Origin of the sequence: Alicycliphilus denitrificans, from assembly GCF_044792555.1 — a bacterium.
GTDB lineage: Bacteria > Pseudomonadota > Gammaproteobacteria > Burkholderiales > Burkholderiaceae_C > Alicycliphilus > Alicycliphilus denitrificans_A.
Window position 1 is genome coordinate 2,568,970 of the sequence record NZ_CP126238.1, and the last position, 26,547, is coordinate 2,595,516.

General features: G+C 67.3%; 26 protein-coding genes and 1 tRNA gene. 9 read left to right on the plus strand and 18 right to left on the minus strand.

Features of this window, described 5'->3' with window-relative positions; genetic code table 11:
* The first annotated feature begins 48 nt into the window (after positions 1-48).
* The gene (yegQ, locus tag P7644_RS12250) at positions 49-1,425 is read left to right on the plus strand and encodes a tRNA 5-hydroxyuridine modification protein YegQ (RefSeq protein ID WP_404299495.1); all 1,377 of its coding nucleotides are present in this window, start codon (positions 49-51) and stop codon (positions 1,423-1,425) included.
* A 105-nt stretch (positions 1,426-1,530) separates the two neighbouring features.
* A complete protein-coding gene (locus P7644_RS12255; RefSeq protein WP_404299497.1) occupies positions 1,531-2,412 on the plus strand; it encodes a plasmid replication/partition related protein in 882 nt (293 codons plus the stop codon).
* A 4-nt stretch (positions 2,413-2,416) separates the two neighbouring features.
* On the opposite strand, the gene P7644_RS12260 is transcribed toward P7644_RS12255, so the two are convergent.
* From P7644_RS12260 to P7644_RS12310, 11 genes are all read right to left on the minus strand, one after another.
* Positions 2,417-3,073: an NTP transferase domain-containing protein gene (locus tag P7644_RS12260; protein WP_404299499.1), complete on the minus strand. Its 657-nt coding sequence runs from the start codon at positions 3,071-3,073 to the stop codon at positions 2,417-2,419.
* A complete protein-coding gene (locus P7644_RS12265; protein ID WP_404299501.1) occupies positions 3,073-4,113 on the minus strand; it encodes an XdhC family protein in 1,041 nt (346 codons plus the stop codon). Before P7644_RS12265 ends, P7644_RS12260 begins: the two co-directional genes overlap by 1 nt.
* 2 nt (positions 4,114-4,115) lie before the next feature.
* On the minus strand, positions 4,116-4,667 hold the full coding sequence (locus tag P7644_RS12270) for a CoxG family protein (RefSeq protein WP_404299503.1): 552 nt from the start codon (positions 4,665-4,667) through the stop codon (positions 4,116-4,118).
* 16 nt (positions 4,668-4,683) lie between these two features.
* Positions 4,684-5,946, minus strand: a complete 1,263-nt coding sequence (locus tag P7644_RS12275; protein WP_404299504.1) for a VWA domain-containing protein — start codon at positions 5,944-5,946, stop codon at positions 4,684-4,686.
* A gap of 11 nt (positions 5,947-5,957) precedes the next feature.
* Positions 5,958-6,878 carry an AAA family ATPase gene (locus P7644_RS12280; protein ID WP_404299506.1) on the minus strand — a complete coding sequence of 307 codons (921 nt, stop codon included), beginning with the start codon at positions 6,876-6,878 and terminating at the stop codon, positions 5,958-5,960.
* Positions 6,879-6,947: 69 nt separating this feature from the next.
* Positions 6,948-7,739, minus strand: a complete 792-nt coding sequence (locus tag P7644_RS12285) for an FAD binding domain-containing protein (RefSeq protein ID WP_404299508.1) — start codon at positions 7,737-7,739, stop codon at positions 6,948-6,950.
* A gap of 13 nt (positions 7,740-7,752) precedes the next feature.
* Complete coding sequence (locus P7644_RS12290) at positions 7,753-10,125, minus strand: xanthine dehydrogenase family protein molybdopterin-binding subunit (protein WP_404299510.1); 2,373 nt, start codon at positions 10,123-10,125, stop codon at positions 7,753-7,755.
* Between the two features lie 33 nt (positions 10,126-10,158).
* Positions 10,159-10,626: a (2Fe-2S)-binding protein gene (locus tag P7644_RS12295; RefSeq protein WP_404299512.1), complete on the minus strand. Its 468-nt coding sequence runs from the start codon at positions 10,624-10,626 to the stop codon at positions 10,159-10,161.
* A gap of 193 nt (positions 10,627-10,819) precedes the next feature.
* The gene (locus P7644_RS12300; protein ID WP_404299514.1) at positions 10,820-11,968 is read right to left on the minus strand and encodes a CaiB/BaiF CoA transferase family protein; all 1,149 of its coding nucleotides are present in this window, start codon (positions 11,966-11,968) and stop codon (positions 10,820-10,822) included.
* A gap of 5 nt (positions 11,969-11,973) precedes the next feature.
* A complete protein-coding gene (locus P7644_RS12305; RefSeq protein ID WP_404299516.1) occupies positions 11,974-12,966 on the minus strand; it encodes a Bug family tripartite tricarboxylate transporter substrate binding protein in 993 nt (330 codons plus the stop codon).
* A 191-nt stretch (positions 12,967-13,157) separates the two neighbouring features.
* Positions 13,158-14,864, minus strand: a complete 1,707-nt coding sequence (locus P7644_RS12310; RefSeq protein WP_404299518.1) for an acyl-CoA dehydrogenase family protein — start codon at positions 14,862-14,864, stop codon at positions 13,158-13,160.
* A gap of 104 nt (positions 14,865-14,968) precedes the next feature.
* Between P7644_RS12310 and P7644_RS12315 the strand changes: the two genes are divergently transcribed.
* The 3 genes from P7644_RS12315 to P7644_RS12325 all read left to right on the plus strand — a co-directional run bounded on the left by P7644_RS12315 (position 14,969) and on the right by P7644_RS12325 (position 17,896).
* Positions 14,969-15,865, plus strand: coding sequence for a LysR family transcriptional regulator (locus tag P7644_RS12315; RefSeq protein WP_404299520.1), 897 nt, complete (start codon positions 14,969-14,971; stop codon positions 15,863-15,865).
* Between the two features lie 121 nt (positions 15,866-15,986).
* Positions 15,987-16,115, plus strand: coding sequence for a hypothetical protein (locus P7644_RS12320; protein ID WP_404299522.1), 129 nt, complete (start codon positions 15,987-15,989; stop codon positions 16,113-16,115).
* Between the two features lie 14 nt (positions 16,116-16,129).
* Positions 16,130-17,896, plus strand: a complete 1,767-nt coding sequence (locus P7644_RS12325) for a methyl-accepting chemotaxis protein (RefSeq protein ID WP_404299524.1) — start codon at positions 16,130-16,132, stop codon at positions 17,894-17,896.
* A 179-nt stretch (positions 17,897-18,075) separates the two neighbouring features.
* Here P7644_RS12325 and P7644_RS12330 read toward each other — a convergent pair whose 3' ends face one another.
* Genes P7644_RS12330 through cysM form a run of 3 tightly spaced genes read right to left on the minus strand, consistent with a single transcriptional unit; the run spans position 18,076 to position 19,795 of the window.
* Positions 18,076-18,303, minus strand: a complete 228-nt coding sequence (locus P7644_RS12330; RefSeq protein ID WP_404299526.1) for a sulfurtransferase TusA family protein — start codon at positions 18,301-18,303, stop codon at positions 18,076-18,078.
* Between the two features lie 5 nt (positions 18,304-18,308).
* Entirely contained in the window at positions 18,309-18,872 is a 564-nt protein-coding gene (locus P7644_RS12335; protein ID WP_404299528.1) for an NUDIX domain-containing protein, read from the minus strand.
* Positions 18,873-18,889: 17 nt separating this feature from the next.
* Positions 18,890-19,795: a cysteine synthase CysM gene (gene cysM, locus P7644_RS12340; RefSeq protein ID WP_404299530.1), complete on the minus strand. Its 906-nt coding sequence runs from the start codon at positions 19,793-19,795 to the stop codon at positions 18,890-18,892.
* Between the two features lie 43 nt (positions 19,796-19,838).
* On the opposite strand from cysM, the gene P7644_RS12345 reads away from it, so the two are divergent.
* A tRNA-Leu gene (locus tag P7644_RS12345) sits at positions 19,839-19,923 on the plus strand.
* 143 nt (positions 19,924-20,066) lie between these two features.
* Here the strand turns inward: P7644_RS12345 and folK are convergent.
* Genes folK through hda form a run of 4 tightly spaced genes read right to left on the minus strand, consistent with a single transcriptional unit; the run spans position 20,067 to position 23,563 of the window.
* Positions 20,067-20,540 carry a 2-amino-4-hydroxy-6-hydroxymethyldihydropteridine diphosphokinase gene (folK, locus tag P7644_RS12350; RefSeq protein WP_404299532.1) on the minus strand — a complete coding sequence of 158 codons (474 nt, stop codon included), beginning with the start codon at positions 20,538-20,540 and terminating at the stop codon, positions 20,067-20,069.
* Entirely contained in the window at positions 20,540-22,120 is a 1,581-nt protein-coding gene (gene pcnB, locus P7644_RS12355; RefSeq protein ID WP_404299534.1) for a polynucleotide adenylyltransferase PcnB, read from the minus strand. The genes folK and pcnB overlap by 1 nt, the downstream gene beginning before the upstream one ends.
* Positions 22,117-22,821 carry an HAD family hydrolase gene (locus P7644_RS12360; protein ID WP_404299535.1) on the minus strand — a complete coding sequence of 235 codons (705 nt, stop codon included), beginning with the start codon at positions 22,819-22,821 and terminating at the stop codon, positions 22,117-22,119. The genes pcnB and P7644_RS12360 overlap by 4 nt, the downstream gene beginning before the upstream one ends.
* A gap of 49 nt (positions 22,822-22,870) precedes the next feature.
* Positions 22,871-23,563 carry a DnaA regulatory inactivator Hda gene (gene hda, locus P7644_RS12365; protein WP_404299537.1) on the minus strand — a complete coding sequence of 231 codons (693 nt, stop codon included), beginning with the start codon at positions 23,561-23,563 and terminating at the stop codon, positions 22,871-22,873.
* Between the two features lie 279 nt (positions 23,564-23,842).
* Between hda and purM the strand changes: the two genes are divergently transcribed.
* The 3 genes from purM (at position 23,843) to P7644_RS12380 (ending at position 26,530) form a co-directional block, all read left to right on the plus strand.
* The gene (gene purM / locus P7644_RS12370; RefSeq protein WP_404299539.1) at positions 23,843-24,889 is read left to right on the plus strand and encodes a phosphoribosylformylglycinamidine cyclo-ligase; all 1,047 of its coding nucleotides are present in this window, start codon (positions 23,843-23,845) and stop codon (positions 24,887-24,889) included.
* Positions 24,890-24,921: 32 nt separating this feature from the next.
* Positions 24,922-26,007: an AI-2E family transporter gene (locus P7644_RS12375; RefSeq protein ID WP_404299541.1), complete on the plus strand. Its 1,086-nt coding sequence runs from the start codon at positions 24,922-24,924 to the stop codon at positions 26,005-26,007.
* A gap of 127 nt (positions 26,008-26,134) precedes the next feature.
* Positions 26,135-26,530, plus strand: a complete 396-nt coding sequence (locus tag P7644_RS12380) for a universal stress protein (RefSeq protein WP_404299543.1) — start codon at positions 26,135-26,137, stop codon at positions 26,528-26,530.
* The last annotated feature ends 17 nt before the right edge of the window (positions 26,531-26,547 follow it).

Sequence of the window (26,547 nt, forward strand, 5' to 3'; positions counted from 1 at the left end):
AATAGCTCCTTATTCAGGAGCAAATCGGAAAAGTACGACAATCCACCCATGACCCTCAAAGCCCCCGAACTGCTGCTGCCCGCCGGCTCGCTCGACAAGATGCGCGCGGCCTACGACTTCGGTGCCGACGCCGTCTACGCCGGCCAGCCGCGCTATTCCCTGCGCGCGCGCAACAACGAGTTCCGCCTGGAGCAGATCGCCCAGGGCATCGCCGAGGCCCACGCCCGCGGTAAGAAATTCTTCGTCACCAGCAACCTGATCGCGCACAACGACAAGGTGCGCACCTACCTGCGCGACATCGAGCCCGTCATCGAGTGCAAGCCCGACGCCTTCATCATGGCCGACCCCGGCCTGATCATGATGGTCAAGGAAAAGTGGCCCGAGACCGAGATCCACCTCTCGGTACAGGCCAACACCACCAACTCGGCGACGGTGAAGTTCTGGCAGAAGGCGGGCGTGTCGCGCATCATCCTGTCGCGCGAGCTGAGCCTGGACGAGATCGCCAAGATCCGCCAGGAATGCCCGGACATGGAGATCGAGGTCTTCGTGCACGGGGCCCTGTGCATCGCCTACTCGGGCCGCTGCCTGCTGAGCGGCTACTTCAACCACCGCGACCCGAACCAGGGCACCTGCACCAACGCCTGCCGCTGGGAATACAAGACGCACGACGCGGCCGTGGACCCGAACACCGGCGAGGCCCTGGCCACCGGCATGGACAAGGGCTTCAACTTCGACCAGGCGCGCGAAGAGGCCGACAGCCAGTTCAGCAGCACCTGCGGCGGCGGCCAGCGCCACCCCAAGGCGGACCAGGTCTACCTGATCGAGGAGATCGGCCGCCCCGGCGAACTGATGCCCATCATGGAGGACGAGCACGGCACCTACATCATGAACAGCCGCGACCTGCGGGCGGTCGAGCATGTGGAGCGGCTGGCGAAGATCGGCGTCGATTCGCTGAAGATCGAGGGCCGCACCAAGAGCCTGTACTACGTGGCGCGCACGGCCCAGGTCTACCGCCGCGCCATCGACGACGCCGTGGCGGGCCGCCCCTTCAACCCGCATCTGATCACCGAGCTCGAAGGCCTGGCCAACCGCGGCTACACCGGCGGCCTGCTGGAGCGCCGCCCGGCCAACGACTACCAGAACTACGAAACCGGGCACAGCGTGCTGCAGCGCAGCCACTTCGTGGGCGAGGTGCGCGGCTATGCGGACGGCCTGGCCGAGGTGGAGACCAAGAACCGCTTCGCCGTGGGCGACACGCTGGAAATCATCCACCCCCAGGGCAACCGCCAGGTGCTGCTGGAAAAAATGTTCAACCTGGACGGCGAGCCGGTGCAGGTGGCCCAGGGCAGCCCGGTGCGCGTGCGCATTCCATTGCAAGGCCCGGTGGAGGGTGCGCTGATCGCACGCTTGCTGCGACCAGACTAAAAACCATAGCTTCCGGCGCTTTATCCACGGGCGCTACAGGCTTTTTTGACTCAAAGGCCCCGCCGGGGCCTTTGGCTATTTTTGCTTTGTTTGTTTTGAAATCCCATGAATCCTGAAGACATCGTCGTCCTGCCCGAACTCAAGGCCTACATCGATCCCCTGACACCCGATGAGCACGATGCGCTGGAGCGCAGCATCCTGGCCGAGGGTTGCCGCGACGCGCTGGTGCTGTGGGGCAATGTCCTTGTCGATGGCCACAACCGCTTCGGCATCTGCCAGCAGCACGGCCTGCCGTTCCAGACGGTGCAGAACACGCGCTTTCAGAGCATGGAGGACGTGCACCTGTGGATGATCGACCAGCACCTGGGCCGGCGCAGCGTGTCGGAGTTCCAGCGCGGCGTGCTGGCGCTGCGCAAGCGCGAGATCATTGCCGAGCGGCGCGCGCAGGCCGCGGCCGCCGTGGTGGCCGCCAAGGCCGAGGCTGCCCAATCGCCTGAAGCAGAGGCCCCCTGGGAGGGCGACACCGACCCGGTCGTCGCCAAGGCCCTGGCGGGCGTACCCAAGGTGCCCGAGGACGCGCTGGACACGCGCGAGGCCCTGGCCCGCGCCGCGCGCCTCACCGCCGCGCAGGTGAAGGCGATCGAGGCCATTCACCAGAATGCGGCGCCGGAAGTGGTGGCCGCCGTGAAGTCGGGAGAGCTGTCGCTGAACGCCGCGGCCGTGGTGGCCACGCTGCCCGTGGACGAACAGAAGACGGCCGCAGCCGGCGGCGCGCAGGAGCTCAAGCAGGCCGCCAAGCGCGCGCGCGATGCCAAGAAGAAACCCAAGGCCGCCGCCACCGAAGGCGCCGAAACGGACGGCGCAGCGGCGCAGGCCGCACCCGACGCCGCCAGGCTGCAGCAGCGCGTGACCGAGCTGGAGGCCGAGAACGAGCGCCTGCGCCAGCAGGTCAAGGCGCTGCAGGACCTGTTGGCCGAGACTGCCTGAGAAGCTACACCCGAGGCTGCTCCAGCCACACGCCAAAGCGCTCGCCCAGGCGCTGCAGGTCCTCGGGCGTATCCACGTCGGTGGTGCAGCGCTCGTGCTGCAGCGCCACGGCCTGCACCTGGGCCGGATGCGCGCGGCGCCACTCGCGCACGCCCTGCCCGCCCGCCGCCTGCATCACCGCCTGGCGCAGGGCCGCGCCAAAGACGATGGGGTGGCCCGGCTGGCCGGCATGCTGGGGCACGACCAGCTCCACGCCGGCGGCGCGTGCCTGCCAGGCGGCCAGCATGGCCTGGACATCGGCCAGCTCCAGCAACGGCTGGTCGGCCAGCAGCACCAGCAGCGTGCCCGCCTCGGGCGGCAAGGCCGCCAGGCCGCAGCGCAGGGACGAACCCGGCCCCTCGTCGGGCGCGGCATTCACCGCCCAGCGCAGCGACACCCCGGGCGGCACCCGCGCCTGCGCCAGCACGGCCTGCAGCGCCTGTGCATGGTGGCCCAGCACCACCACGATATGCGCCGCGCCGGCCTGCGCCAGCAGGCGGATCTGGCGCAGCAGCAAGGGCTCGCCAGCGCGCAGCAGCAGGGATTTGGGCACATGGCCCAGGCGCCGGCCCGCGCCCGCGGCCATGAGCACGGCGGCCACGCCCTCCGCCTGCTGATCCATCAAGCCACCTTGCAGGCCGAGCCCGCTGCCGCCAGGCCCTGGCGATCCTTGACATGGGCCACGTCCATGTCGCGCGGCAGGGGCACGCCGTTCTTCACCGCCAGCACCTCGGCCATCACGCTCACCGCGATCTCGGGCGGCGTCTTGCTGCCGATATAGATGCCGATCGGCCCGCGCAGGCGCGCCAGGCTCTCCTCGGTCTGGCCCAGGTGCTCGGTCATGCGCTGGCGCCGGGCCTGGTTGTTGCGCCGGCTGCCGATGGCGCCGATGTAGAAGGCCGGCGTCTCCAGCGCCTGCAGCAGCGCCAGGTCGTCGAGCTTGGGGTCGTGCGTGAGGGCCACGACGCAGCTGCGCGCATCGGGCGCAAAGTCGGCCACGGTATCGTCGGGCATGGTGCTGAGCAGGCGCACGCCGGGCACGGCAAAGCCGCCGCGGTATTCCTCGCGCGGATCGCAGACGCTGACGGCAAAGCCGCAGAACTGCGCCATGGTGGCCAGGTATTCGCTCATCTGCCCGGCGCCGATGATGAGCATGCGGTACTCCGGGCCAAAGGTGTTGGTGAGCCGCTCTGCATCCAGCACCAGGTCGGCCGGGGTCTCGGCGGCCTCAAGCGTGACAAGGCCGTCCGCCAGGCGCACGCTGCGGTGCATCAGACAGCCGGCATCCAGCGCCTGCACCAGGGCGGCCAGGCTGGCGGCATCGGGGTCGAACTCCAGCAGCAGCTCCAGCGTGCCGCCGCAGGGCAGGCCGAAGCGAAAGGCCTCCTCGGCCGTCACGCCGTACTTGGCGAACTGCGGCGCGCCGCTGCGCGGCAGGGCATCCTTGGCCGCGGAACGGGCGTAGCGGGCAATCAGGTCGTCCTCGATGCAGCCGCCCGAAACCGAGCCCATCACCGCCCCGTCTTCGCACAGGGCCATGATGGAACCCACCGGCCGCGGCGACGAACCCCAGGTGCGCACCACGGTGGCCAGCAGCGCCTGCCGGCCGGCCTGGCGCCAGTCGCGCAGCGCGCGCAGCACGGTGACGTCGAGGTTTTCCATGGCTACATCTCCTCGTCTGCGGCAGCAGCATCCTTGCTGCCGCCCTTAAGCTTGGACCACATCTTCTTCAGAGCCCCGGGCTTGGCCTCGGGTTCCTCCTCGGCCGGGCCGTAGCGGCGCTGCATTTCCTCGTCAAAGCGCTTGAAAAAGCTCTCGGCCATGGACTTGGCCACGCCATCGATCAGGCGCTGGCCCACCTGGGCGATCTTGCCGCCCACGGTGGCGTGCACCTGGTAGCCCAACTCGCAGCCCTCGCCCTGGGGCGTGAGCGACACCTGGGCGCTGCCCTTGCCAAAGCCGGCCACGCCGCCGTTGCCCTCGAAGTGCAGCGTGTAGCTGCGCGGCGCATCGACATCGGCCAGTGCGATGGAGCCCTTGAACCTGGCCGCCACCGGGCCGACCTTGATGGCGTTGACCAGGGCGTAGGCGTTGTCGCCCGTGGCCTCGATGCTGTCGCAGCCGGGGATGCAGAGTTTGAGCACCTCGGGGTCGTTCAGCGCCTCCCAGGCCTGCTGCTGGGTGATGGCCAATGTGCGCGAGCCTTGCATTTCCATGGTTTGTCTCCTTCATTCACTGCTTCATCAAGTCGGCGATGGCACCGGCCAGCTGCTGCAGCTTGGTGACGTTGTGCACGGCCAGCATGGCATCGGCCGCGTGGTGGAGCACGGCAGCGCCACGCGCGCTGGGCTGATAGCCGTCAAAGCGCAGCAAGGGGTTGAGCCACAGCAGGCGCCGGCAGCGGCGTTTGAGCCAGTCGAGTTCGCGCGCCAGGTCTTCGGGCTCGCCCGTGTCCAGCCCGTCGCTGACGATGAGCACCAACGTGCGCCGCCCCACCAGGCAGCGCGCATGCTGGCGGCGCAAGCAGGCCAGGCTGTCGCCCAGGCGGGTGCCGCCGGCATAGTCGCGTATGGCCTGGCCGGCGCGCTGCAGCATGGCGTCGGTGTCGCTTTCCTTGAAGGCCGGGCCCAGGTCAGTGAGGCTGGTGCCGAAGGCGAATACCTGGCGGTGCAGCTGCCGGGCCTGCCCGTCCAGGCGCACGCGCGCCGTGGCCGCATGCACAAAGGCCAGCAGCAGGCGGGCGTAGCGCTCCATGGAGCCGGACACATCCACCAGCACCAAGAGCGGCAGCGGCTGGCGCCGCCGCTCTTGGCGCTGCAGGGCCACCAGGTCGCCGCCATGGCGCGCGGCCTGGCGCAGCGTGCGCGCCCAATGGATGCGCGCTCCCCGGCCGCCGACGCGGGTGCGGCGCGAGGGCACGCTGGGCAGCGGCAGCGCAATATCGCGCACCAGGCGCTCCACCAGCTGGTATTCGCTGGCGCTGAGCTGGTTGAAGTCGGCCTGCCGCAGGCGCTGCAGGCGGCTGGCGGTCATGGCGGCGTCCAAGTCCACCTGCTGCTCGGGCGCGGCTTCGCGGCCAGCCTGGGGCCTGGGCGGCTGCAGGGCCTCGCGCACGCGCGGGCGCTGGCGCGGGGGCTCGGCACGGCCCTCGGCGCGCGGCAGCATTTGCGCGAGCAGCTTGCTGGCAAGCTCGGGGTCGCGGAAAAAGGCCGCGAACAGCTCGCGGAACACCAGGCGGTCCTGCGCGCGGCTGAGCAGCACGGCCTCCAGCGCGGCGGCCATGTCGTCCTTGCGCGCCACGCCCACCATCTGCACGGCCTGCTGGGCCAGGGCGATCCGCGCCGCATCCACGGGCACCCCGGCGCGGCGCAGCGCACGACAGAAGGCCGCCAGGTTGCCGGCGAGCTTGCCGCTGCGCGCATCGCCCAGCGGGGAGACGCGCTGCGGCGGATGGCCTGGGAGTGGCGCGGGCGGCGTTGCGAACGGGTCGGGCATGGCAAGGCCCGTCAGTCACCGGCCTGGCTGGCTTGCAGGGCCTGCTCTGCCAGTGCGCGATCGAGCGCGGCCACGTCGTCACGCTGCTTGAACAGGATGCCGGCGGTATCGACGACGACCTCGGGGTCCAGCACCACCGTGTCCAGCGCCACCAGCGCGCGCGCCCATTCCACCGTCTCGGCAATGCCCGGGGCACGCTGGAAACGCTCGGCATGGGGACTGGCGCGCAGCTGCTGCACAAAGGCCGCCACCTGGTCGGCAAGCTGCACCGGCGCCTGGGGCACGAGGGCGCGCACTATCGCCAGCTCGCGTTCACGCTCGGGATAGTCCAGCCAGTGGTACAGGCAGCGGCGCTTGACCGCGTCGTTGAGCTCGCGCGTGCGGTTGCTGGTCAGGATGGTCACCGGCGGCACGGCCGCGCGTATGGTGCCCAGCTCCGGGATGCTGACCTGGTACTCGCCCAGGTATTCGAGCAGAAAGGCCTCGAAGGGCTCGTCGGCGCGGTCCACCTCGTCGATGAGCAGCAGCGCGCCGGGCTCGGGCGCCTCCAGCGCCTGCAGCAGCGGACGGCGCACCAGGTAGCGCGGCTGGTAGACCTCCTGCTCCAGGGCGCTGGCGCTGGAGGTACCCTCATGGGCGCGCAGGTGCAACAGCTGGGCGGCGTAGTTCCACTCGTACAAGGCCTCGCGCTGCTCCATGCCGTCAAAGCACTGCAGGCGCAGCAGCTGGCGGCCCAGGGCCTGCGCCAGGGCCGTGGCGAGTGCCGTCTTGCCCACGCCGGGCTCGCCCTCCAGCAGCAGCGGGCGCTGCAGCTTCAGCGCCAGGAACACCGCAGTGGCCAGGCGCCGGTCGGCAAAATAGCCCACGGCCTGCAGCGCCGCGGCCAGTTCGTCGATGGAGTTGCAGGCGCAAGGAGGCGTGGGTGCGTTCATGGACTCAATTTTGATAGCTGCCTGCGCTTTTCACACAAGCGCTGCAGCCTGTTTTTGCCATACATTCCATCAAGCCAGCGCCTGGGCCACGGCGCGCTGTGCCATCACGCCCACCAGATGCGCGCGGTAGGCGCTGCTGGCGTGCAGGTCGCCCGACATCTGCTCCTCGTCGGTGGGCACGCCGGCAAGGGCCGTGGGCGTGAAGCTGGCGTCCAGCGCCTGCTCCATCGCCGCGTGGCGGAACACGCCATTGCCGCCACCCGTCACCGCCACGCGCGCACCGGCGTCCGTCTGTGCGACGAACACGCCGATCATTGCGAACCGCGAGGCCGGCTGGGCGAACTTGACGTAGGCGGCCTTTTGAGGGATGGGAAAACGCACGGAGGTGATCAGCTCGCCCTCCTGCAGCGCCGTGGCGAACAGGCCCTGGAAGAAGTCGGCAGCGGCAATCGCCCGCGCCGTGGTGTGCACGGTGGCGCCCAGCGCCATGAGCGCCGCCGGGTAATCGGCCGCGGGGTCGTTGTTGGCGACCGAGCCGCCAATGGTTCCGCGCGCGCGCACCTGCTTGTCGCCAATGCCGCCGGCGAGTTGGGCCAGCGCAGGAATGGCGGCGCGCACCTCGGCGCTTTCGGCCACGTCGCAGTGGCGCGTCATGGCGCCGATGACCAGCGCGTCGCCGTCACGGCAGATGCCGCGCAGCTCGGGCACCGCCCCCAGGTCCACGATCTGCTCGGGCGCGGCCAGGCGCAGCTTCATCGAGGCCAGCAGGGTCTGGCCGCCGGCCAGCGGCCTGGCACCGGCCTGGGCGAACTTCAGGGCGTCGGCCAGGGCGGCGGGACGCTCGTAGGTGAATGCGTACATATGCGGTTCCTCCTCAAGCCTGGGCGTTCTGGATGGCCTGCCACACGCGGTGCGGCGTGGCGGGCATGTCGAGCTCGGTCACGCCCAGCGGGCGCAGGGCGTCGAGCACGGCGTTGATCACCGCCGGGGGCGAGCCTATGGCCCCGGCCTCGCCGCAGCCCTTGCTGCCTATGGGGTTGTGCGTGCAGGGCGTGCACACATGGCCGAGCTGGAACGTGGGGAAGTCGGCCGCGCGCGGCATGGCGTAGTCCATGTAGCTGCCGGTGAGCAACTGGCCCGAAGCGGGGTCGTACACGCCATGCTCCAGCAGCGCCTGGCCCATGCCCTGCACCACGCCACCATGCACCTGGCCCTCGACGATCATCGGGTTGACGATGACGCCGAAGTCGTCCACGGCGGTGAAGCGATCCACGCGCACCACGCCCGTCTGCGGGTCCACCTCCACCTCGCAGATGTAGGTGCCCGCGGGGAAGGTGAAGTTGGTCGGGTCGTAGAACGCGGTTTCGTTCAGGCCCGGCTCCAGCTTGTCGAGCGGATAGTTGTGCGGCACGTAGGCCGTGAGCGCCACCTGGGCAAACGGCACCTTCTTGTCCGTGCCCTTCACCGTGAATTCGCCGCCCGCGAACTCGATGTCGGCGTCCGAGGCCTCCATCAGGTGCGCGGCAATCTTCTTGGCCTTGGCCTCGATCTTGTCCAGCGCCTTCATGATGGCCGTGCCGCCCACGCTCAAGCTTCGGCTGCCATAGGTGCCCATGCCAAACGGCACGCGGCCGGTGTCGCCATGAACGATGTCCACCTGCTCTGGACTCAGGCCCAGGCGCGCCGCCACTAACTGGGCGAACGTGGTCTCGTGCCCCTGGCCGTGGCTGTGCGAGCCGGTGAAAACCGTCACGCTGCCCGTGGGGTGCACGCGCACCTCGCCGGCCTCGAACAGTCCGGCCCTGGCGCCCAGCGCGCCGGCGATGTTGCTGGGCGCGAGGCCGCAGGCCTCGATGTAGCAGCTGTAGCCGATGCCGCGCCTCAGGCCCTTGGCCTCGCTGGCCTGGCGCCGGGCCTCGAAGCCGGCCACGTCGGCGAGTTGCTGCGACTGGTTCATGCAGGCGTGGAAGTCCCCCGTGTCGTACTGCAGCGCCACTGGCGTCTGGTAGGGGAACTGGGTGATGAAGTTGCGCTTGCGGATCTCGTCCTGGGACAGGCCCAGCTCCCAGGCGCAGCGCGTGACCAGGCGCTCGACCAGGTAGGCGGCCTCGGGCCGGCCCGCGCCGCGGTAGGCGTCCACCGGCGCGGTGCTGGTGAACCAGCCATCGACCTCGACGTAGATCTGCGGCGTGGCGTACTGGCCCGCCAGCAGCGTGCCGTACAGGATGGTGGGAATGGCCGAGGCGAAGGTGGACAGGTAGGCGCCCAGGTTGGCGTGGGTGTGCACGCGCATGGCCAGGAACTTGCCTTGACTGTCCATGGCCATCTCGGCATGGCTGATGTGGTCGCGCCCGTGCGCATCGCTGACAAAAGACTCGCTGCGCTCGGCCGTCCACTTGATGGGGCAATTGAGCTGCCTGGCGGCCCAGGTCAGCGCCACATCCTCGGCGTACAAAAAGATCTTGGAGCCGAAGCCGCCGCCCACATCGGGCGCGATGACGCGCACCTTGTGCTCGGGCAGGCCGAGCACGAAGGCGGTCATCAGCAGGCGCTCCACATGCGGGTTCTGGTTGGCCACGTAGAGCTGGTACTCGTCGGTGCCGCGGTTGTAGCTAGCGTTGGCCGCGCGCGGCTCCATGGCGTTGGGGATGAGGCGGTTGTTCGTCAGGTCGATGCTGGTGACGTGGGCCGCGCCGGCAAACGCGGCGTCCACCGCGGCCTTGTCGCCCAGCGTCCATTTGTAGCAATGGTTGTCGGGCGCCTCGGCGTGCAGCGCGGGGCCCTGGCTGGCCGTGCGCATGTCGATCACGGCGGCCAGTTCCTCGTAGTCCACCTGCACGGCCTCGGCGGCGTTTTTGGCCTGCTCCAGCGTGTCGGCCACGACCATGGCCACATGGTCGCCCACATAGCGCACCTTCGTTGCGGCCAGCACCGGGTGCGGCGGCTCCTTCATCGGGCTGCCGTCGGGGTTGGAGATCAGCCAGCCGCAGGGCAGGCCGTTCATCTTGCCCGCTATGTCCTTGCCGGTGAATACGGCAGCCACGCCGGGCATGGCGGCGGCGGCGGCCGTGTCCACGCCCCTGATATTGGCGTGCGCGTAGGGCGAGCGCACGAAGACGGCGTACTTCTGGCCCGGCTGCACGATGTCGTCGGTGTAGTTGCCCACGCCGGTGAGAAAGCGCAGGTCCTCCTTGCGCTTCACGGACTCGCCGATGTGCGGCAGCTTGGCAAATTCAGTGGCACCCATGGTTGTGTCTCCTTGTGCTGGTTGCCGGGGCCGTCAGGCGGCCATGGTCTTTTGCGCGGCCTGCACCGCGTGGACGATGTTCTGGTAGCCGGTGCAGCGGCAGATGTTGCCCTCCAGTTGCTCGCGGATCTCGGCCTCGCTGGCCTTGGGGTTGTGCGCCAGCAGGTCCACCGCGCTCATCACCATGCCCGGCGTGCAGAAGCCGCACTGCAGGCCGTGGCATTCCTTGAAGGCCGCCTGCATGGGGTGCAGCGTGCCGTCGGCCGCGGCCAGGCCCTCGATGGTGGTGATGTCCGCCCCCTGCATCTGCAGCGCCAGCAGATTGCAGGCCTTGATGGCGCGGCCGTCGGCGATCACCGTACAGGCGCCGCACTGCGCGGTGTCGCAGCCCAGGTGCGTGCCGGTCAGGCGCAGGTGCTCGCGCAGGAACTGCACCAGCAGGGTGTTGGGCGGCACGTCGGCCGTAACGGCACGGCCATTGACCTTGAGTTGGATTTGCATCGCGGGCGTCTCCTGCTTGTGGTGGTGAAAATGGTGGGGCTGCGAAGCCTCCCATTCTTGAAACCTGTCGCCGCCACGCACATGGGTGAAACCCTTGGAGCCATCCGCCAAAATGCCAACGCCCGCCATGGACCAAACCATGGCGGGCGTTTGCAGCTTGGAATATTACGAGCGCGCGCGCCCGGTGCGGCCTTCAGCCGGGCAGGAAGTCCTGCCCCTCGCTCAGGGGCGCGTGCCGATAGCTGGCGGGCGTGCGGCTCAGCTTCACCGGCGCGCCCAGGCCCTGGTAGCCGCCCTCCATGGCCACCACCATCTCGCGGTGCGCGGTGTGCGGGTGCTTGAGGGCCTGTGCCACATCCAGCACCGGAGCGGCCGGCACACCTATGGCCATCAGCGCATCGGCCAGTTCCTGGCCGTCGCGCTGGGTGAAGGCCTGTTCCAGCAGCGGCTTGAGCTCGTGGCGGTGCACCGAGCGCTGCCCCGCCGTGGCAAAGCGCGCGTCCTGCGCCAGCGCGCCCTGGCCGATGTAGTCGCACAGCAGAGCGAACTGGCGGTCGTTGCCCACGGCCAGAAAGATCGGCGCGCCCCCCGTGCGGATCACGTCGTAGGGGTAGATATTGGGGTGGGCATTGCCGGTGCGCTGCGGCAGCTTGTCGCTCATGAACCAGTTGGCCGCGTGCGGGTGCAAGAGCGACAGGCCCGAGTCGTACAGCGCGGCATCGACCAGCTGGCCCTGGCCGCTACGGGCGCGCTCGTGCAGCGCCAGCAGCACGCCGATGGCGGCGTTCATGCCCGTGACCATGTCCACCACCGGCAGACCCACGCGCAGCGGGTCGCCATCGGCATCGCCGTTGATGCTCATGAGCCCGGCCATGGCCTGGATGGCGGCGTCGTAGCCCGGCAGGCTGCCCAGCGGGCCGTCGGCGCCGAAGCCGGTCACACGGCACCAGATGAGGTGCGGGAATTCATGGCGCATCTGTTCGTAGCCAATGCCCCATTTTTCCATGGTGCCGACCTTGAAGTTCTCCACCACCACGTCGGCCTGGGCCATGAGCTCGCGCACGCGCTGCTGCCCCTCGGGTGCCGAAAGATCCAGGAACTGGATGCGCTTGTTGCGGTTCAGGCCGAAGTAGTACGACGCCACGCCGTCCCGAAACGGCGGCCCCCAGGCGCGCGTGTCGTCGCCCTGGGGCGGCTCCACCTTGAGCACGTCGGCGCCGTGGTCGCCCAGAATCTGGCCGCACAGCGGCCCGCCGAGGATGCGCGACAGGTCCAGCACCTTGATGCCCGCCAATGCGCCCATCCTGCCCGGCGTCTGCTGCATGTCTTGCTTTTGTGTCATGAATGTCAATCCAGTTGCACGCCCGACTGCCTGACCACCTTGGCCCAGCTGTCCACCTCGGCCTTGATGAATTTCCCCAGATAGGCGGGGCTGCGGTCGGGCGAGGCCTCCAGCCCCTGGACCGCGAAGGCCTGCTTGACCTTGTCCGCATCCAGCGCACGCGAGAACGCCTGGTTGAGCGCCTTGACGCGCTCGGCCGGCGTGCCCTTGGGGGCCACCACGCCGAAGAACACGCTCACGTCATAGGCCTTCAGATCCTTGCCGCCCTGCTCGGCAATGGTGGGAATGTCCGGCATGGCGCTGGAGCGCTTGGCCGTGGCCACGCCCAGGGCCTTCACCTTGTCGCTCTTGATGTAGGGCATGGCCGTGAGGATGTCGGTGAAGGTCATGTCCACCTGGCCCGCCAGCAGGTCGTTGAGCGCCGGGCCCGTGCCCTTGTAGGGCACATGCACCAGCTGCGTGCCCGCCATGCCGTTGAACAGCACGCCCGCCAGGTGCGACGAGGCGCCATTGCCCGAGGAGGCGAAGTTCAGCGCGCCAGGCTTGGCCTTGTCCTTGGCGATCAGCTCCTGCACGCTGTTCACGCCGAGGCTGGGGCGCACCACCAGCACATTGGGCAGGTAGCCCACGTAGATCACGGGCTCGAAACTGGTGCGCGGGTCGTACTTCAGCCCCTTGTACAGGCTGTGGTTGATGGCCAGCGGGCCCGAGGTGCCGAACATGATGGTGTAGCCATCGGGGTTGGCGCGCGCCACGAAGTCGGCGCCGATGTTGCCGCCCGCGCCGGCCTTGTTTTCCACCACCACGCTCTGGCCCAACTCACGCGTGAGTTCGGTAGCCAGGATGCGCGCCATGGCGTCCGTGGGCCCGCCGGGCGGGAACGGCACCACGAACATGACGGGGCGGTCGGGGAATTTGTCCTGCGCCTGTACGGGCAAGGCGGCGAGCATGGCGGCGCCGGCGATCAGGCCGAGCAGATGGCGTTTGGCTAGGGTCATGGTGTGTCTCCTGTTATTTAATTGATAGCTACTGACGCTTTATCCATAAGCGACAGCGGTTGTTTTTGCTTAAAAACCTCAAGGGGATGGAGCGCCGGCATCTTGCCGGCATCAAGGTTCCAGCGTCGCCGGCCCTCACCCCTGCCCTCTCGAGGGAGTAAAGATCGCCCTCGCCCCAAGGAGGGGGCTGCTTACGCCAGCCACTCCGCCGGCACCTGACTTTCGGCCAGCGGATCGCGCGGCAGCACGCGGTGCGCCAGGGCCAGCTGCGACAGGCGCAGGCGCTCGGCGCTTCCGGTCTTGCCCGCCTCCCAGGCCATGGCGATGGCCGTGGTGCAGTGGTACAGGCCGGTCGCGGCCTGGCGCGCCAGCTTTTCGCCGCCCTCGGCGGCGGCGCGCTCGGCCAGCTTGACAGCACGCGCCAGCGCATCCGCCAGCGCCTGGCGGTAGGCGGCGGTGATGGCCTGGGTGTCAGCCAGCAGGCCCAGCAGGTAGTCCTGCAGCACCGGCAGCGAGCCCTCGCGCTTGATGGCGCGCACCACGTCCAGCGCCACGATGTTGCTCGTGCCCTCCCAGATCGAGCCCAGGTGGGCGTCGCGCACCAGGCGCGGGTCGGCCCATTCCTCGATGTAGCCGCAGCCGCCGCGCACCTCCATGGCGTCGCCCGTCACCTTGCGCGCATCGCGGCAGGCGCGGAACTTGATCAGGGGCGTGAGGATGCGCAGCAGCGCATAGGCCGTCTTGTCGCCCGCGTCCGAGCGCGCCAGCGTGGCCGCGGTCTGGAACACCATGGTGCGCGCCTGCTCGGCCGGCACGCGCAGCTTGTCGAGCTGCACCTGCATCAGCGGCAGGTCCTGCAGGCGGCGGCCGAAGGCCCAGCGCTCGCGGGCGATGAATTCGGCCTCGGCGACGGCCCGGCGCATCATGCCGGCCGCGCGCATGCCGTTGGACAGGCGCGAGTTGTTCACCATGTCCGCGATCTGCACGAAGCCCCGGCCCTGCTCGCCCACCAGGTAGGCCACGGCGCCCTGCATGCGGATCTCGCCGCTGGCCATGGAGCGCGTGCCCATCTTGTCCTTCAGGCGCACGATGTGATAGTCGTTGGTGCTGCCGTCGTCCTTGATGCGCGGCAGCAGGAACAGCGAGATGCCCTTCATGCCGGGCGGGCCGCCATCGACGCGCGCCAGCACCATGCCAAAGCCCGCGTCGGGATTCGAGCAGAACCACTTTTCGCCATACAGGCGCCAGCTGCCGTCCTCCTGCGGGTAGGCCATGGTCAGCGTGTTGGCGATGTCAGAGCCCGCGGCCTGCTCGGTCATGAACATCGAGCCCTGCACGCCGGAGTCGAAATCCATGGCCAGCAGCTTGGGCAGGTACTTGTCCACCAGCTTTTGCTCGCCGTATTTCTTCAGCGTGCGCGTGAGCGAGTCCGTCATCGACAGCGGGCAGCACAGGCCGAACTCGGACTGCACGAACAGATAGGTCAGCGCGTACTTGACGATGGCCGGCATCTTGCCCTTCCAGCCCAGCATGTCCTCGCGGTGCGAGATCGCGGCCAGGCCGAACTGCTGGAAGGCCACCTTCTCCATCTCGATATAGGCCGGATGCTTGACGATGCGCTGCACCTCCTTGCCGGCGCGCGAACGCATCTCCAGCGTCGGCGGATTGCGGTCGGCCTCCAGTGCCCAATCGTCCACGGCGCCACCGGCCAGCTCGCCCATGCGCTCGAAGTACGGCTGCAGGTGGGCATACAGGTCGGCCGGCAGGTACAGCGCCAGCAGCTGCTGCAGCTCCTTGTCCTCGGTGTAGCTGTTCACGTGGCCGCGGTCGGGCACGGGATGGGCTGCGGCGCTGGCCTGGGCCAGGGCGGTCATCTGGGTCTGGTCGTTGGCGGACATGGGTGGTGCTCCTTTACATCGTGCTGGCCGCTATTGCACTCGCTTTGATCATTCGAGTCCAATATCATTAAAATCTTTGTTCATAGTTAAATCGAATTGATGCCATGGAGCTACGCCTGCTGCACTACTTCGTGACCCTGGCCGAGGAGCTGCACTTTGGCCGCGCGGCCCATCGGCTGTGCATCTCCCAGCCGCCCCTGAGCGTGGCCATCAAACAGCTCGAAGGCCAATTGCAGGCCCAATTGTTCGAGCGCAGCAGCAAGGGCGTGCGCCTGACCGCCGCGGGCGCCCATCTGCTGACCAAGGCGCGCCAGCTGCTGGCCCTGAGCCACCAGGCGGCGCAGGAAACGCGCGACGTGGCCCAGGGCACGCGCGGCCATTTGCGCCTGGGCTTCGTGGGCTCCAGCCTGTACCGTGGCCTGCCCCAGGCGCTGGAGTTGATGCAGCAGTCCCACCCCCAGGTACGCGTGGACATGCTGGAGGCCAACAGCGCCGAGCAGATCCAGGGCCTGCAGCAGATGCGGCTGGACGTGGCGCTGGTGCACTCCATCCAGCCGCCCGAGGGTATCGCCAGTCAGCTCATCGTGGAAGAGCCCTTCGTGGTCTGCCTGCCCGAGCAGCACGCGCTGTGCGGGGCAAGCAGCATAGATCTGGCCGAGCTGCGCCACGACCGGCTGATCCTGTTCTCCAACCTGGTCTCGCCCACCTACCACCAGCGCATCTACGAAATGTGCCTGGCCCACGGCTTCGCCCCTGAGGTGCGCCACGAGGTGCGCCACTGGCTATCGGTGATCTCGCTGGTGTCGCTGGGCCAGGGCGTGGCCCTGGTGCCCGCGGCGCTGGAGCGCGTAGGCCTGCCGCGCCTGGCGTTTCGGCCCCTGCGCGGTGAACACCCCCACTCCGAAATGCTGGCCATGTGGCGCAGCGCACCGGACAACCCGCTGGTGCAGGCGCTGCTGGTCCACATGCACCAGGCGGCGCGTCAACTGGATTCCGAGTGACTCCCAGCACTCACAAGCACCTTATAATTGGTAAATAAAACAAAATTTTGTAAAATTTTGTTTCTCAAGCATATGCCTGCCTCCTACCCCGCAGCGCCCCGTTCCCGGATTATCCGCAGCCTTGGACAGCGACCATCTGCTGGTCATCGCCCAGATTGAGCAGCGCATGCCAATCCTGCTGGACATCGAGGCGCTGATGTCCAGCTCCGGCACGGGGCTGGACGCGTCACCCTTCCAATGCCCCCCTTGACAGGAGCGAACACCATGAAAACATCAACAATGAAAGTAGGCACCCGCCTGGGCCTGGGCTTTGCCCTGGTCATCCTGTGCGGCCTGATCGTCGCCATCGTCGCGCGCTTCCAGCTCGACCGCACCACCGACGAGGTACAAAGCCTGGTCGAACAGCGCATGGCCAACGTGGAGCGCATCAACCAGATCCAGAACAATCTCAATGTGGTCGCGCGCGCCGTGCGCAACATCGTCATCACCGAGGATGTAGCAGAAATGCAGGCCGAGAAGGCGCGCATCGAAGAGTCCCGCGCGAGCAACAGCCCCCTGCTCAAGGAACTGCAGGACAACAGCAGCAGCCCCGAGGCACGCCAGCTGCTGCAGAAAATCAACGAGCTGCGCCCCGGTTACAACGCCGCCCTGGACAAGGCCGTGACTCTGGGCCTGAGCAACCAGCTGGAGGAGGCGCGCACCGTGCTGAACAAGGAAGTGCGCCAACAGCAGATGACCTACTTCAAGCTGCTGGAGGAACTGGCCAGCCACCAGAAAAAGCAGATGGACGCCTCGGCCAAGACGGTGCAGGAGATCGCCTCGGCCACCAGCGGGCTGGTGCTGACACTTGCAGCGATTGCCGCGGCGCTGGGCGCCGCCATCGCCTGGGCTCTGACCCGCTCCATCACCCACCAGCTCGGCGGCGAGCCGGACTATGCCTCCAACGTGGCGCGCGAGATCGCCGCCGGCAACCTGGCCGTCGACGTGCAGGTCAAGACCGGCGACCACACCAGCCTGATAGCCAACATGCAAACCATGCGCAATGCGCTGGTCAAAGTGGTCGCCCATGTGCGCGAGGGCAGCGAGTCGGTAGCCGCCGCCAGCACGCAGATCGCCCAGGGCAACCAGGACCTGTCCTCCCGCACCGAAAGCCAGGCCAGCGCGCTGGAGGAGACCGCTTCGTCGATGGAGGAACTCAGCTCCACCGTGCGCCAGAACGCCGACAACGCGCGCCAGGCCAATCAGCTGGCCCAGAGCGCCAGCAACGTCGCCGTGCAGGGAGGAGAGGTCGTGGCCCAGGTGGTCGAGACCATGAGTGGCATCAACGCCTCAAGCAAGAAGATCGCCGACATCATCAACGTCATCGACGGCATCGCCTTCCAGACCAACATCCTGGCGCTGAACGCCGCCGTCGAGGCCGCACGCGCCGGCGAGCAAGGCAGGGGCTTTGCCGTGGTCGCGGGCGAGGTGCGCAGCCTGGCCAGCCGCAGCGCCGAGGCCGCCAAGGAAATCAAACAGCTCATCACCGACAGCGTGGAGCGCGTCGAACAAGGCTCGGCACTGGTGGACCGCGCCGGCAGCACGATGCAGGAAGTGGTGACCAGCATCCGCCGCGTCACCGACATCATGGGCGAGATCAGCGCCGCCAGCAGCGAGCAGAGCGCGGGTGTGAGTCAGGTGGGTGAGGCCGTGGCGCAGATGGACCAGGCCACGCAGCAGAACGCCGCCTTGGTCGAGGAGATGGCCGCCGCCGCTGGCGGCCTGAACCGCCAGGCGCAGGAACTGGTGCAGGCCGTCGCCGTGTTCAAAACCACGCTGGGCGCCGCACCTGTCCAGACCGCCGCCGCGCCCGCAGCCACCCCCCCTGTTCCCAGAGAGAGCAAACCCTACAACGGCCTCGAGCGCCGCAGCCCAAGCCGAGCAGCCAACGTCGCGCGCCTGCCGGCGCAATCCAAGGCGGCTCCATCGCCCGCCGCGAGCGTACTACCGGCTGCGAAGACCGGCACCGGGGACGATTGGGAAAGCTTCTGAGCCTCTGTGCCCCATCCCCAGCGGCGATTCGCGTATCCGGCCGAGCCGTTATGTCCGCGCCAGCGGCCTCTGCATTCTCGCCTTCCCCCAAAGGGGAAGGAGGCCGAGACACGTTGTCAATTAATAAAAATTGATAGCACGCAGCGCTTTCCAGCAATGGGCAAATCGCCTTTTACACCTTAGCGGCGCCGCAGCACATGGATGTACTCATCACCCACCATCTGCTGCTCCACCAGCTCATTGCCCGTCTGCCGCGCAAAAGCCTGGAAGTCACGCATGGATCCGCTGTCGGTGGCCACCACCTTCAGCAACTGGCCGCTCTGCATATCGGCCAAGGCCTTCTTGGCCTTGAGAATGGGCAGAGGGCAGTTCAGGCCCCGGGTGTCGATTTCCTTGTGGATGTCCATTTTTCCTAATCCTTTGGCGCGTCCAGTCCGCGGCGGCGCTCGGCATTTTCCTCGGCCGTGAAGAATACCGGCTCGTGCCCACGCGAGCGCAGCCAGTCGGCCAGCGCATAGCCCGTGCCGGCGGGCCAGCATTTAAGCTGCCCGAGTTCGTAGAAGCGGTAGTCCACCAGCTCCGGCGACAGCTGCACCTGCCCCCGTGCCTGGACATGGTAGGCAATGATGACCTGGTTCATGCGCAGGAACTCGTACACACCCACCAAGCGCACGGCGTACGCGTCAAGGTTGGTTTCCTCCTTCACCTCGCGCGCAATGCCGTCCTCGGGCGACTCGCCGGCCTCCATGAAGCCGGTGATCAGCGCGAACATCTGGGGCGGCCACAGCGCGTTGCGCGCCAGCAGCACGCAGCCGTCCACCTCCACGATGGCGGCGAGCACGGGCGTGGGGTTGTTCCAGTGCGTGAAGCCGCAAGAGGGGCAGCGCAGGCGCTCCTTCTCGCCGCTGTCCTCCAGAACCACGATGGGCGCGAGCTCGGTCGCGCAGTGGCTGCAAAAACGGGTTTCGTAGCGCATAGGAGGTACGACGCCGCTCAGGCCGGAAACACGCCGGTGGACAGGTAACGGTCGCCTCGGTCGCAGACCACGAAGACAATCGTGGCGTTCTGTTCCTGCGCCGCAATCTGCTGCGCCACCCAGCAGGCGCCGGCCGCGGAGATGCCGCCGAAGATGCCTTCCTCGCGCGCCAGGCGCCGCGCCATGTCCTCGGCGTCGTCCTGGCCCACATAGACCAGCTCATCCACCAGATTCGGCTCATAGATCTTGGGCAGGTATTCCTCGGGCCACTTGCGTATGCCCGGGATGCGCGAGCCCTCGCGCGGCTGGGCGCCGACGATGCGGACGGCGGGGTTCTTCTCGCGCAGAAAGCGCGCCACGCCGGTGATGGTGCCCGTAGTGCCCATGGCGCTCACGAAGTGCGTAATGCGCCCATCCGTCTGCTCCCACAGCTCGGGACCCGTGGTCTCGTAGTGGATGCGCGGGTTGTCGGGGTTGGCGAACTGGTCCAGCACCACGCCCTTGCCCTGCGCCACCATCTGATCGGCCAGGTCGCGCGCATATTCCATGCCGCCGCTCTTGGGCGTGAGGATGAGCTCGGCACCAAAGGCCTTCATGGTCTGGGCGCGCTCCACCGACAGGTCCTCGGGCATGATCAGCACCATGCGGTAGCCCCTGATGGCCGCCGCCATAGCCAGGGCAATGCCGGTGTTGCCCGAGGTGGCCTCGATCAGCGTGTCGCCGGCCTTGATCTCGCCACGCTCCTCGGCGCGCCGGATCATCGACAGGGCCGGCCTGTCCTTGACCGAGCCCGCGGGGTTGTTGCCCTCCAGCTTGCCCAGAACGACATTGCCACGGGCCGCGTTGTCCTGCGCCCCTATGCGCTGCAAGGCAACCAGCGGCGTGCGGCCGATCGCGTCTTCAATGGTGGGGTAGGTTTTCATACGGCGATACTGTGCCATAATTTGCGACTTCGATTTCTGCGTCGCCCGGGTGGTGAAATTGGTAGACGCAGGGGACTCAAAATCCCCCGCCGCAAGGCGTGCCGGTTCGATTCCGGCCCCGGGCACCACATTAAAACCGTTAAGTTTCAAAAACTTAACGGTTTTTTAATGCCTATAACAGCTTTCTTGTATATACGAACAATGAGGCTGGCGCAGCTTGTCTCCCAATGATCAAACCGGCAAGCGCAAGCGGCCATGAGTTCGTGAGAGGCTATTGTGCCCACCCAGGAGTGGCGGCCACGAGCTCAATGTGCTGGTTGGCGACGGCTGCAAGTTGCTCTGCGTCCACCAGCCCTGGGGCGAGCTCCGCAAGTGGCAACAGCACGAAGGCCCGCTCGCCCATGCGCGGATGGGGTACGGTGAGTTCGGCGCCGTCCAATTGCTGCGCGCCATACAGCAGCAGATCCAGGTCCAGCGTCCGCGGCGCATTGCGGTAGGGGCGCTCGCGGCCGGCGGCCTGCTCAATGGCCTGCAGCGCGTGCAGCAGGTCCAGAGGCGCAAGCGTGGTTTCCAGTTCGGCCACGGCATTCAGATAGTCAGGTCCGCCTGCATCCACGGGCGCGCTGCGGTACAGCGAAGACACGCGCAGCACCCGCGTGCCCGGCAGCGCCGCCATGGCCCGCACGGCAGCGCGCAGGGCTGCGCGCGCATCGCCCAGGTTGGCGCCCAGCCCTATCCAGGCCATCACCCCTGATCCGTACCCGCGCCGGCTTCGCCACCATTGGCAGCAGGCTTGCGGCGACGGCGGCGGCGCTTCTTGGGGGCTGCGGCATCGCCGTCTGTGGGGCCGCCCGTCTCGGCAAGCGGCTCGGCCGCCCCCTTCGCTGCGGCGGGCTCGGCCGCCTTGGGCACGCGGCGCGCCACAGGCTGGGCCTTGCGCTGGCGCGCGCGCTGATCCTCGCGCACCTGCTCGAGCATGTCCTCGCGGCGCACGTCGTCGGCCAGCGAGAATTGCTGCCACCACTCGGCCAGTCCCTCCTCGACCTCGCCCACATCGGCGCGCAGGCGCAGGAAGTCGAAGCCGGCGCGAAAGCGGATATGGGCAATCATGCTGAACGGCGTGCTGCCCGAGCGCTTCTCGAAGCGCGGCTGCATGACCCAGATCTCGCGCATATCGGCCGCCAGCTTGCCGCGGCCGGACACGTCGCCGATGCGCTTGTCGAACACATCGTCGATCGCATCCTGCAGCGCCGGAAAGGCGTGCTGGTTCTGGGCCAGGCGCTGTTCCCAGCCGGCCTTCACGTCCTGCCACAGCACGCAGGCCAGCAGGAAGCTGGGCGCCACGGTCTTGCCCTCGCCCACGCGGCGGTCGGTATCCTGCAGCGCGGCCTGCACGAAGGGCAGGTCCGCGCGCTCCACCACCACGTCCAGCAGCGGGTAGATGCCCTTCTCCAGCCCCAGGCCCTTGAGCTGCGCGACAGACGCCAGCGCATGGCCAGTCTGCAGCAGCTTGAGCATCTCGTCGAACAGGCGGCTTTGCGGCACCTCCTGCAGCAACGGCTCGCAGGCCAGCAGGGGCTTGGCGGTCTTGGGCTCGAGCGCAAAGCCCAGCGGGCTGAGCTTGGCTGCGAAACGCACGGCGCGGATGATGCGCACCGGATCCTCGCGGTAGCGCGTGGCCGGGTCGCCGATCATGCGCAGCACGCGCTTCCTAGCGTCCTCTATGCCGTTGTGGAAGTCCACCACAACCTGCGTCTCGGGGTCGTAGTACATGGCGTTGACGGTGAAGTCGCGCCGCGTGGCATCCTCGTCCTGCGGGCCCCAGACGTTGTCGCGCAGCACGCGGCCGCTGGCGTCCACGGCGTGCTGCATGCCGGCCAGCTGGGCCTTGCTGGTTTTTTCGTTACCGCCCACCTGCTCGGCAGCGGCGTTGTCCATGTAGGCGCGGAAGGTGGAGACCTCGATCACCTCGTGCTCGCGCCCGCGGCCATGCACCACGTGCACGATGCGAAAGCGTTTGCCGATGATGAAGGCGCGCCGGAACAGGCCCTTGACCTGCTCGGGCGTGGCGTTGGTGGCCACGTCGAAATCCTTGGGCTTGAGGCCCAGCAGCAGGTCGCGCACGGCGCCGCCGACGATGTAGGCCTCGTAGCCCGCCTGCTTGAGCGTGCGCACCACGTCAGAGGCCCGGCGATCCACGAGTTCGGGGTCTATGCCATGCACCGAGGCCGGGACCTCTGCGCGCTTGCCGAAGCGGCGCTTGGACGCACGGCCCGCGCCGGGGGCGCCCTTGCCCAGCAGTTTATTGATGAAGGTCTTGATCATTGTTGTTGTGAGGGAAACAGGTCCAGGATGCGCCAGCCGCGCTGCTGGGCCAGCGCGCGCAGGCGCGGGTCGGGGTTGGTGGCGACGGGGTGGTTCACCTTCTCGAGCAGTGGCACGTCGTTCATGGAGTCGCTGTAGAAGGTGCTGTCCACGTCCTGCCAGTCCAGATCGCGCTCGGCCAGCCATTGCTCCATGCGCCGCACCTTGCCCTCGCGCATGGTAGGCACGCCGCGGATGTCGCCGGTGATCCAGCCGTCCGTGTCGCGTTCGAGCTCCAGCGCCAGCAACTGCGGCACGCCCAGCTCCTGTGCGATCGGGCGGGTGACGAATTCATTGGTGGCCGTGATGATGAGTACCTCGTCGCCCGCGTCGCGGTGCTTTTGCACCAGCGCACGTGCCTGGTCGTGGATAGCCGGCGCGATCACGTCGCGCATGAACTGCGCATGCGCCTGAGCCGCAGCGTCCGGGCCGCGCAAGCGCACGGCCTCGGTGGCAAAGCGCACGTAGTCATGCACGTCCAGCCGCCCGGCCACATAGTCGTCGTAGAAGGCCTTGTTGCGCCGGCCGAATTCCTCGCGGTCGGTCCAGCCAATGCGGATGGTGAATTCGCCCCACTCGTAGTCGGAGTCGAGCGGCAGCAAGGTGTGGTCCAGGTCGAACAGGGCCAGCCGCCGACGTTGCGCCGATATGTTGGATGTCATACGTGTAGGAGATGAATGTAGAAGGCCGGCACATGGTGGCACCAGCAGGCTATTCGCTTTGCAGCATGGTCTTGAGCAGTGGCACGGTCACTGCCCGCTGGGTACGCAGGGCAAAGCTGTCGAGCTGGTCGAGCAATTGCATGAGGCTGCCCAAATCGCGCGAAAAGCGCGTGAGCATGTAGTCCATCACCTCGTCTGCCAGAAAGATGCCACGTGCATCGGCCTGCTGGCGCAGCACGGCACGCCGTTCAGGCTCGCTGAGCAACTGCAGCTGAAACACATGCCCCCAGCCCAGTCGCGTGCGCAAGTCGTCGCGCAGCGGCAGATCGGCAGGCGGCAGCGAGCCGGCCGCCAACACCCAGCGCGGCGCGCCCGCTGTCGGGTTGATGGCATTGACAAACCAGTTGAAGGCTGCCGCCTGCTGCGCCGTGGTGTACAGCTGTACCTCGTCGAGCAGCACCGCGCCCCAGCGCTCATCAAACGCCGTAGGCACGGCCACCGACGGATCCAGCCAGCCCACGCTGGCCCCCTGCCCACGCAAGGCGTCGTAGACAGCCTTGAGCAGATGCGTCTTGCCCGTTCCGGCCTCGCCCCACAGATAAGTGGGCACGGGCGAGCGGGGCGCAGCACCATCACCCACGGCCAGGCGCAGATGCTGGAGCGCCTGGACGTTGGGTCCGGCGTAGAAGTTGTCCAGCGTGGGGCCGGTAGCCAGGCCGATGTCGAGCGCCAATTGCTTCATCGGACCGCACCCCAACCGCAAGGACATGACCAACGCCAACCCGTACGCGCAATGCGGGCCACGGCCGAGCCTGGAGGTGAAGGACTGGATGGCATGAAGCGATATATGAGTGAGAACCGTCCCCCTGCAAAGCCACGCAGGCCAGGGGAACGCTAGCGTGCAAACTGTAATTTTAGTGCGCCACCAATGTCTTTGCCCTGGCAAATGGTGTCCAGCGCCCGCCACACCTTAAAATCTCGCCTTTTGAGCCCACCGGCCCACAGCACTGACGCACATCACATGAGCTCCTCTGCCACACCTCCCATCTCGTACAAAGACGCCGGCGTTGACATCGACGCAGGCGACGCGCTGGTCGAGCGCATCAAGCCGCTGGCCAAGAAGACGCTGCGCGAGGGCGTAATGGCCGGCATCGGTGGCTTTGGCGCGTTGTTCGAAGTACCCAAACGTTACAAGGAGCCCGTGCTGGTCTCAGGCACCGACGGCGTGGGCACCAAGCTCAAGCTGGCCTTCGAGTGGAACATGCACGACACCGTGGGCATCGACCTGGTGGCCATGAGCGTCAACGACGTGCTGGTGCAAGGCGCCGAGCCGCTGTTCTTCCTGGACTACTTCGCCTGCGGCAAGCTCGATGTGGACACGGCCGCAGCCGTGGTCGGCGGCATTGCCAAGGGCTGCGAGCTCTCGGGCTGCGCCTTGATCGGCGGCGAGACGGCGGAGATGCCCGGCATGTACCCGGCCGGCGAATATGACCTGGCTGGCTTTGCCGTGGGTGCAGTGGAAAAATCCAAGATCCTCACCGGCCAGGGCGTGCAACCGGGCGACATAGTGCTGGGTCTGGCCTCCAGCGGCGTTCACTCCAATGGGTTTTCCCTGGTGCGCAAATGTATAGAGCGCGCCACCGCCAATGGCAGCATCCCCGATCAGCTCGATGGCAAACCCTTCAAGGTTGCGATCATGGAACCCACGCGCCTGTACGTGAAGAACGTGCTGGCGGCACTCGCGCAGCACCCGATCAAGGCCTTGTCTCATATCACCGGCGGCGGCCTGCTGGAAAACATTCCACGCGTGCTGCCCGAAGGCCTGGCGGCCCACCTGAAAGCCGGCAGCTGGCCCCAGACCGAGCTGTTTGCCTGGCTGCAGAAGACTGCCGGCATCGACGATACGGAGATGAACCGCACCTTCAACAACGGCATAGGCATGGTCGTCGTCGTTCCCGCCGAAGCCGCGGCCGCCACGACCGCCACGCTGCACACGTTAGGCGAGACGGTGTACGCCATCGGTACCATTGCCGAACGCGGCACGGGTGCTGCTGTCGTCGTCGCCTGATTCTTCGGCTTGCACAGTCAGAGTTAGCTGCCATGTCATCGGGACAGGCGCCGCAAGGTGCACCCGAAGCACTGCCAACGCCCAAGGTCACACACGCGCCTGTGAGCCGTGGCGTGGCCCTTGCCAGCTATCTGCTGATGGGCGCAACGCTGCTGCTCATCATGTGGTACGGCCTGCTACCAGGCCTGCTGTGCGTGTGCCTGGGTTTTTTGCTCACACGCTGGCTGGCGCCGCGCCTGGTGCGGCTGCGCCGCCTGGGTCCACGGGGGCGAGGGTATTCGCACAGCGGCCAGAGCGTGGCCGCGGCTCTGGTGATGCTGTCCCCCCTGCTGCTCGTGGCTTTCGCACTGTCGCACTCACGCACCTACATTGTCGATGCCCCACAGCAGTATCGCGAACTGCTGGATTTTCTCGCGCGCACGGTGCTCGAACTGCGCCTAAAACTGCCCCCCGATATCGCCGCACAGTTGCCTGCGGGTACCGCCGAGATCCAGCGCGTCATCGCTTCCTACCTGGCCGCCAAGGCCGGCGCCCTGGCCATGGCGGGGCGTGCCTGGCTTACGGGCTTGCTGTATGCCTACGTGGGCCTGCTCATAGGTGCGTTGGCCGCCGTGCGAAGCCTGGGCGCCACACGCGGCCCCCTGACGCAGCAACTCGTGCTGCGCATTGGACGCATGGGCGAAGCGTTTCGCCAGATCGTGGCGGCGCAGTTCTGGATCGCATCCTTCAACACCCTGCTCACTGCCGTGTTCCTGCTACTGGTGCTGCCGCTGTGGGATCTGAAGCTGCCCTATACACCGGCTCTGATCACACTGACCTTTCTGGCCGGGTTGGTGCCCATCGTGGGTAATCTGCTGTGCAACGCCGTGATCACGGTGGTGGGCTTGTCGGTATCGCCCATCGCAGCCGTGGCCTGCCTGGCCTTTCTGATCCTGATCCACAAGGCCGAATATGTGATCAACGCCAAGGTGGTAGGCCGCCGCACCCACATAGGTGTGTGGGAGCTGCTCGCCGTCATGTTCGTGGCCGAGGCCATCTTCGGACCTGCCGGGCTAGTGGCGGCGCCGCTGTTTTACGCCTATCTCAAAAAAGAGCTGAAGGCAGCACAGCTGGTGTGACCGCAGCGCAGCATTTATTCTCGCGGCGCTATGCCCGTCCTCGTCAATGGATGGGTGTTGAGCTATTCTCTTAGCTGGCGCCGGAGCGCCTAATTCCTCATTCACACTGCACAAGGGAGACACCCGCATGACCATTCTCGTCGCCTACGTTCCTCGCCCCGAAGGCCGGGCTGCGCTGGACAAGGGGATTGAAATCGCAACCCGGCGCAATGAGCGCTTGGTCGTCGTCAACGCCGGCCCCGGTGGTCGCCAGGAAGACCCCAGCATCGTCAACGGTTATGAGGCCGAGCGAGTGGAAGAGCGCCTGGCAACGCTTCCCATCACGGCAGAGTTCCGTCAATTCGTGCGTGGCAAGAGCACCATCGAAGAAATCGAAGACCTGGTCGCGGCGCTGCAGGTTTCCGTACTCGTGATCGGGCTGCGCAAGCGCTCTCCCGTGGGCAAGCTGCTGCTGGGCAGCATGGCGCAGGAAATCCTGCTCAACGTGGATTGCCCGGTACTGGCCGTCAAGGCCAGTTCCTGACTGGCTGCTCTTTCGTT

Bases quoted from the DNA above. Each gene is read 5' to 3' on its own strand.
- yegQ (WP_404299495.1), top strand. From the start codon at position 49: ATGACCCTCAAAGCCCCCGAACTGCTGCTGCCCGCCGGCTCGCTCGAC.
- P7644_RS12255 (WP_404299497.1), top strand. From the start codon at position 1,531: ATGAATCCTGAAGACATCGTCGTCCTGCCCGAACTCAAGGCCTACATC.
- P7644_RS12260 (WP_404299499.1), bottom strand. From the start codon at position 3,073: ATGGATCAGCAGGCGGAGGGCGTGGCCGCCGTGCTCATGGCCGCGGGC.
- P7644_RS12265 (WP_404299501.1), bottom strand. From the start codon at position 4,113: ATGGAAAACCTCGACGTCACCGTGCTGCGCGCGCTGCGCGACTGGCGC.
- P7644_RS12270 (WP_404299503.1), bottom strand. From the start codon at position 4,667: ATGGAAATGCAAGGCTCGCGCACATTGGCCATCACCCAGCAGCAGGCC.
- P7644_RS12275 (WP_404299504.1), bottom strand. From the start codon at position 5,946: ATGCCCGACCCGTTCGCAACGCCGCCCGCGCCACTCCCAGGCCATCCG.
- P7644_RS12280 (WP_404299506.1), bottom strand. From the start codon at position 6,878: ATGAACGCACCCACGCCTCCTTGCGCCTGCAACTCCATCGACGAACTG.
- P7644_RS12285 (WP_404299508.1), bottom strand. From the start codon at position 7,739: ATGTACGCATTCACCTACGAGCGTCCCGCCGCCCTGGCCGACGCCCTG.
- P7644_RS12290 (WP_404299510.1), bottom strand. From the start codon at position 10,125: ATGGGTGCCACTGAATTTGCCAAGCTGCCGCACATCGGCGAGTCCGTG.
- P7644_RS12295 (WP_404299512.1), bottom strand. From the start codon at position 10,626: ATGCAAATCCAACTCAAGGTCAATGGCCGTGCCGTTACGGCCGACGTG.
- P7644_RS12300 (WP_404299514.1), bottom strand. From the start codon at position 11,968: ATGACACAAAAGCAAGACATGCAGCAGACGCCGGGCAGGATGGGCGCA.
- P7644_RS12305 (WP_404299516.1), bottom strand. From the start codon at position 12,966: ATGACCCTAGCCAAACGCCATCTGCTCGGCCTGATCGCCGGCGCCGCC.
- P7644_RS12310 (WP_404299518.1), bottom strand. From the start codon at position 14,864: ATGTCCGCCAACGACCAGACCCAGATGACCGCCCTGGCCCAGGCCAGC.
- P7644_RS12315 (WP_404299520.1), top strand. From the start codon at position 14,969: ATGGAGCTACGCCTGCTGCACTACTTCGTGACCCTGGCCGAGGAGCTG.
- P7644_RS12325 (WP_404299524.1), top strand. From the start codon at position 16,130: ATGAAAACATCAACAATGAAAGTAGGCACCCGCCTGGGCCTGGGCTTT.
- P7644_RS12330 (WP_404299526.1), bottom strand. From the start codon at position 18,303: ATGGACATCCACAAGGAAATCGACACCCGGGGCCTGAACTGCCCTCTG.
- P7644_RS12335 (WP_404299528.1), bottom strand. From the start codon at position 18,872: ATGCGCTACGAAACCCGTTTTTGCAGCCACTGCGCGACCGAGCTCGCG.
- cysM (WP_404299530.1), bottom strand. From the start codon at position 19,795: ATGAAAACCTACCCCACCATTGAAGACGCGATCGGCCGCACGCCGCTG.
- folK (WP_404299532.1), bottom strand. From the start codon at position 20,540: ATGGCCTGGATAGGGCTGGGCGCCAACCTGGGCGATGCGCGCGCAGCC.
- pcnB (WP_404299534.1), bottom strand. From the start codon at position 22,120: ATGATCAAGACCTTCATCAATAAACTGCTGGGCAAGGGCGCCCCCGGC.
- P7644_RS12360 (WP_404299535.1), bottom strand. From the start codon at position 22,821: ATGACATCCAACATATCGGCGCAACGTCGGCGGCTGGCCCTGTTCGAC.
- hda (WP_404299537.1), bottom strand. From the start codon at position 23,563: ATGAAGCAATTGGCGCTCGACATCGGCCTGGCTACCGGCCCCACGCTG.
- purM (WP_404299539.1), top strand. From the start codon at position 23,843: ATGAGCTCCTCTGCCACACCTCCCATCTCGTACAAAGACGCCGGCGTT.
- P7644_RS12375 (WP_404299541.1), top strand. From the start codon at position 24,922: ATGTCATCGGGACAGGCGCCGCAAGGTGCACCCGAAGCACTGCCAACG.
- P7644_RS12380 (WP_404299543.1), top strand. From the start codon at position 26,135: ATGACCATTCTCGTCGCCTACGTTCCTCGCCCCGAAGGCCGGGCTGCG.